This is a genomic window from Oribacterium sp. C9 (genome assembly GCF_002007235.1).
Lineage (GTDB): Bacteria > Bacillota > Clostridia > Lachnospirales > Lachnospiraceae > Oribacterium.
Genome location: NZ_MUHW01000059.1, coordinates 1 through 1,669 on the forward strand (window position 1 = coordinate 1; position 1,669 = coordinate 1,669).

The 1,669-nt window shown below is 43.1% G+C and carries 1 protein-coding gene; it reads right to left on the reverse strand.

Annotation, left to right across the window (positions count from 1 at the left end; all coding sequences use genetic code 11):
* Nucleotides 1–286: 286 nt before the first annotated feature.
* Nucleotides 287–1,282 carry a LacI family DNA-binding transcriptional regulator gene (locus tag BXO88_RS16120; protein ID WP_078038744.1) on the reverse strand — a complete coding sequence of 332 codons (996 nt, stop codon included), beginning with the start codon at nucleotides 1,280–1,282 and terminating at the stop codon, nucleotides 287–289.
* Nucleotides 1,283–1,669: the final 387 nt, after the last annotated feature.

Genomic DNA, 1,669 nt, shown 5'->3' on the forward strand with positions numbered 1-1,669 from the left:
TGCCGAACGGCACGTACGGTGGTGTGAGAGGGGGATTATATTCCCCCTACTCGATTCGTGATAGGGCGGTGGTACGAACGATGTTAGATGACGGCAGATACTTGTACATTATTCATCTGCTGGGGCATGGTATTAACCATAGTTAGAAATCCTTTATTTTCAAGTATTTCAGCACGAGAGAATAAAAATTACATCTGTTTTACAACTTTTGGATAGCTGCGATACGATGAGTCCCCAAATTGGGGACTCTTATTTATAAGAGTCCTTGACTATATGTTTTTTTATTTTACCCTGTTGATTCCCTCTCTATAAGCTGCGCGGAAAGAGTAAGGTGGCGTGCGGGCGGTTTATCGTGATTTTCGGATTCGATGGTCCTGATGAGCATCAGTGCAGCCTCCTCGCCGATCTCTTCTCCCGGCAGTTCGAATGAAGTGAGAGAGGTCTCCAGCATTGAACCTATTTGTATGCCGGTCATGCTGAGGATCTTTATCTGATCAGGTACTGAAATATGACTTTCCTTTAATGCTCTTAGAGCGCCCATGGACTGGGAGTCGCTTGCTAGCATGATTCCGTCTATGCCGTCGTACTCGTCAAGCAGCTTTAGGGTACATTCATACCCGTAGGAAGGCCCCTGGAGCAGAGACTCTTTTGATATGACTATTTCTTCCAGATCTAGTTCCGCTATGGCACGCTTGTATCCGATATATCGGTTTTCGTAAGGTGTGAGGGATAGAGAGCTGTTTATCAGGGCTATCTTCCGGCAACCCTTACTGTAGAGGTTCCATACTGCTTTATATCCTATGTCAATGTAGTCAACGTCGACACAGCTGAGTAATGGATCAAACTTTCTGATTACCTGAACTACCGGGATCTCTGTGTTTATGTCTCTGATAAGCCTGGTGTTGTTTCCTGTGGCACCTATTATCATTCCATCAATAAAACTGTTTCTTAATTTTGCGAGACTTTTCTTCTCTGTGTCTCCGTCGTTTCCTGTGTTTACCATGATTATGGCGTAGCCCTTGTCTCTGGCGGCTTTTTCTATGCCGAGGGCAACCTGTGAGAATATGGAGTATGTGAGCTTGGGAGCTACGACAGCGATGGTGTTTAATTTACCCTGACGTAAGCCTCTTGCGAGGACGTTGGGCTTGTAGCTGAGTTCTTTAACAGCTGCGAGAATTCTGGCTTTTGTTTCCGGGTGAACATTTGAATTATTATTGAGAGCTCTCGAAACGGTGGAAACATCGACGTGTGCGAGAGCTGCAACATCTTTTAACGTGGCCATGTTAGCCTCCTTCTATATAGCTTCTTTTAGTATATCATCATTACAGTTCTATGCAAACGTTTGTTGCACGCGGATTCATAATTGCACAAAGGTGCTGAAAGCATGAGTATAAATATGCACAAGTAAAACGCTTTCAAAAGCAACATAAGTGACAAAAGGTACAACTAATTGCAAAAGGCATGCAACAAATTGCAGACAGTTGCGGAAATGTTGCACAAGCTTTTTGGACATGTTATAAATAACCCATAACAAATACAAACGATTGCGAAGGAAGAAAGGGCGCCTCTTCCGGAACTCAAAAAATTATATTTCTGTTTAAAAGGAGAAAAAACATCATGGCAAAGGTTAAAAATTTCAAGACAATATTCCCAGCAGTTTCAGTACCAC